Source organism: Mesorhizobium sp. M7A.F.Ca.CA.004.04.2.1 (assembly GCF_004022825.1).
Lineage (GTDB): Bacteria > Pseudomonadota > Alphaproteobacteria > Rhizobiales > Rhizobiaceae > Mesorhizobium.
In genome coordinates, this window is record NZ_RZPH01001804.1 from 1 (window position 1) to 431 (window position 431).

1 protein-coding gene is annotated in these 431 nt (G+C 68.2%); it reads left to right on the forward strand.

Annotated features, from left to right (window positions below):
- On the forward strand, positions 1-431 hold a 431-nt coding region (locus EN893_RS37665), incomplete at both ends, for a DUF4175 family protein (protein WP_128362343.1).

Below are 431 nucleotides of genomic sequence, written 5' to 3' on the forward strand. Positions count from 1 at the left end.
GCCGCTGGGCCTTCGCGGTCATATCGGACAAGCCGCCGCAGATCCGCTTCGTCGGCGAGCCCAAGCGCGCCGCAAACGGCGCCTTCGAGCTAAACTACCAGATCGACGACGACTATGGCGCCGCCACCGCCAAAGCGGTGTTCGCGCTCGCCGATCCGCAGGCGCCCAATGCGCGCCCGCTGTACGGTGCACCTGAAATGCCGCTGACGCTGCCGCGCCGCGGCGGCAAGTCGAACGCCGCCAAGACCTCCAAGGACCTGACCGAGCATGTCTGGGCCGGCAGCAGCATCAAGCTGACGCTGGTCGCCACCGATGATGCCGGGCACACTGCATCGAGCGAAACCAAGACGCTGCTGATGCCGGAGCGGCCTTTCGCCAATCCGCTGGCACGCGCCGTGATCGAACAGCGCCGCCTGCTGGCGCTCGACGCC